Consider the following 3,243-nt stretch of genomic DNA (forward strand, 5'->3'; position numbering starts at 1 on the left):
TGGTTGTTTTCGTTGGCTTTGGTCGCTGTGCTGATATTTGCACTCGGAAAAATATTCGCGCGGCTGATCGAGCAGCGCATCGCGGACCTAAACAATCTGAACGACGATACCACGAGCACCCTGGATCCAATCCCCGAAGCAACGCAACCGGGACCCGCGCCGTCAGTCCCCGGTTCACCAGCGGTCGCGCCAACTGCCCCGGCCGACGCCACGGCCCCAAATGAGAACGTTTCAGAAGACAACGCCTCGGAAGATAGCGACTCACCAGATAGCGTCCCCAATGCAACCGAGCAATCGCCCGAAGCCAACCCCTCCGATACCGATTCCGCTATGACCGACGCTGAGTCGCCGGCCGAACCGACGGTGCCAGAGACCACCCCGGCCGACTCGGACTCCACACCGATCACCGACACCGTTGAATCCCCCGAAGACATGGTTGAGGTGGCCGAGGTCGCTCCGCCGTTGCCACCCGAAGAAGCGTCTCCCGAAGCGTCCGAGTCCAATGTCGCCGATGGCACGGAGGTGGCACATTTGGTCAATGATCAATCGTTGGTGTTGGTCCAAAACACCCAGGCAAACTCGGCCGCGGATGAAACCGACTCGGCTCAGGCAGCAGGCTGGCGCCGTTTGTGGCCAGCGAAACCGAAGTCGGATGAAGAAAACGCCGACGCCAATCCGGAAACCGCCGCTGACAATCGATTGAGATTTGTCGGTGCGGAGCAAACCGTATTGGCTCCTTCGTTGTACCGTCCCATTTTGGCGGGGGATCATGGAATCGAATGGACATTGGCCGGCCCCACCTCGTTGACGATTTCACTCACACAACCTGCCGCGGCGGATCCGCCAACCGTCACCGACGAGTCCGGTGACGACGCCACGTCGCCAGTCGCCGATGCATTGCCAACATCGAAAACGATCACGCGCCTGCATGACGGACGGTTGTTGTTGGCATCGACGCAGAACGACGTGACCGCGGTTTGGCAATTGGGCCCGCGGACAATCGAGATCAACATGCCGGAATCCCAAACCGTGCTGGCGATCGAGATGAGACACCTGCGTCCACTCGGAATGGACCCACGAGTGCCAGCCAACCGCATGCCGCTGTACCGCGTCATCGCCGTTCAAGGAACCGTGCAATTGAAAGAATCGGTCGATGACGATGCTGCAGAAGACTCCGATGTTGTGACCCTCGAACCCAACCAACAATGGCAGGGACGCGGCAACTCGGAAGCGGAAGTCAGCGATGTCCAGCGATTGCCCAACTGGATTGATCCGCCGGAAAAAGCGGACTTGTTGGTGACGTCCGCCCGAGAAGGTCTGCTTGATTTCGTCAGTCGCGATGATTCGTTCGACGACAAGCAATTGGAAAAAGAACTGCGTGAAGCGATGGCGTTTCGGCGTGTCGAAGTCTCCGCCTTGGCTGCTCAAACGTTGCTGATGATCGGGCGAGCGGACGTTTACTTCGGAGCATCGGGAATCCTCAGCACGCCCCGCCATCGCCTGTACTTCACCGAGCACTTCCAACAACTCCGCCAACACATGGCGTCGGATGCCACCGCCGCCAAAGCCATCGACGAAGCGATCCAGCAGGCCGAGAAAGCGGACGGGGAAACGTTGTTTGAATTGCTGGTGGGATACAACAATGACCAACTCGAATCCGGAGCGGATGCGAAGTTGGTGGAGTACCTGAATTCCAGTTCCATGTCGGTGCGAGTGCTCGCGATTGAAAACTTGCGAGACATCGTGGGCGACACGTTGGGGTATCGCCCCGATCAAGAAAACATGGCTCGCCGAAACAGCGACATCAAGAAATGGCAGGCGCGTTTGCGTCGTGGTGACATTCGTTACTCGGCAGAGGATTGACGCCCCCCAAACCGCTCCGCGGCTTTGGGACGGGCATGCTGCCCAGGCAGCAAAAATTTGTGTCGTGATCGCGCGGTGGATAAGATGCGTGGCCCCTCCCGTTCTTCTCGCCTTTCCCCATCGAGATTCCCACCATGATGTTCTTTCCAACTGTCTTTGCGCGGACCACCGTGCTCGCCTCCCTGATCGGCTGCTTCGGAATCCATTCTTCCGCGGTCGCACAAACGCCCTCGACCGTTGGCCGAGTCGAACGACTCGATGAATCGCTGGACCGTTTTCTCGCAAAAGATGCCAGGATCGAAGTCCTGGCCGCCGGGTTCACTTGGACGGAAGGGCCGGTTTGGGTTCCCGCCAAAGAAGACCGTCAAACAGGCTCGTTGCTCTTCAGCGACATCCCTCGCAACACGATCTATCAGTGGAGTGCGGATCGCGGCGTGGAACTGTTCCTGGAACCCAGCGGCTACACCGGCAACACGTACTACGGTTTGGAACCGGGTAGCAATGGATTGATGCTGGACGCGAAAGGCCGCTTGGTCATGTGCGAACATGGTGACCGACGCGTGTCCGTGCTGACGACCGATGGTGGCAAACAAACGATCGTTGATAACTACCAAGGCAAACGGCTGAACAGCCCCAACGATCTGGTGTTCGACCAAGCCGGCAATTTGTACTTCACCGACCCACCGTACGGATTGCCGGAGCGTGCGGAAGACAAACGACGCGAATTGGATTTCTGTGGCGTGTACCGCGTCTCGACGTCCGGTGAAGTGACGTTGCTGACCGATTCGATTGCGCGTCCTAATGGCATCGGACTGTCACCTGATGAAAAGACGTTGTACGTCGCGCAAAGCGATCCTCAAGAACCGATCTGGATGGCCTACCCGCTGAAGTCCAATGGCACACTCGGCGAGCGACGCGTGCTCGGAAACGCCAGCGACGCGATGAAGGAGTTCCCCGGACTTCCCGATGGCATGGCCATTCATAGCGATGGGACCTTGTTCGCCAGCGGTCCCGGCGGAATCTATGTGATGAGCCCGGATGGCAAATTGCTCGGCCGAATCATCACGGGTGGGCGGACCAGCAACTGCACCTTCGACGAAGACGAGAGGTGGTTGTACATGACCGCCGACGACAAGCTCTGCCGAATCCAAATTGGGAACTGAACAGGTACGAGGTGCCAACCACCGTCCAAGCCCTTGCCCTTAGCCAAGAGGCCTGCTGATTCAATCCAAACCCGACGCGTGAGTATTGAAGTTGTGCTTTTGCGTGAGGCATTGGTTTTTCATAACCCGACGCGTCAGCGAGGGACCGCATGCCATCGCAACGAACCGGAGTATGCGCGTTACTACACGGTCCAAATCTTTCTAGATCGGAAGAGCA

At 58.2% G+C, this 3,243-nt stretch carries 2 protein-coding genes; both read left to right on the plus strand.

Annotation, left to right across the window (positions count from 1 at the left end; translation table 11 throughout):
• Positions 1-1,863 (plus strand): hypothetical protein (locus ACF8AM_RS22580; protein ID WP_392557826.1); only part of this gene is annotated, 1,863 nt, incomplete at its 5' end.
• A 134-nt stretch (positions 1,864-1,997) separates the two neighbouring features.
• A complete protein-coding gene (locus tag ACF8AM_RS22585) occupies positions 1,998-3,026 on the plus strand; it encodes an SMP-30/gluconolactonase/LRE family protein (protein WP_392557827.1) in 1,029 nt (342 codons plus the stop codon).
• The last annotated feature ends 217 nt before the right edge of the window (positions 3,027-3,243 follow it).

It is taken from the genome of Rhodopirellula sp. JB055 (genome assembly GCF_043100905.1).
Classification (GTDB): domain Bacteria; phylum Planctomycetota; class Planctomycetia; order Pirellulales; family Pirellulaceae; genus Rhodopirellula.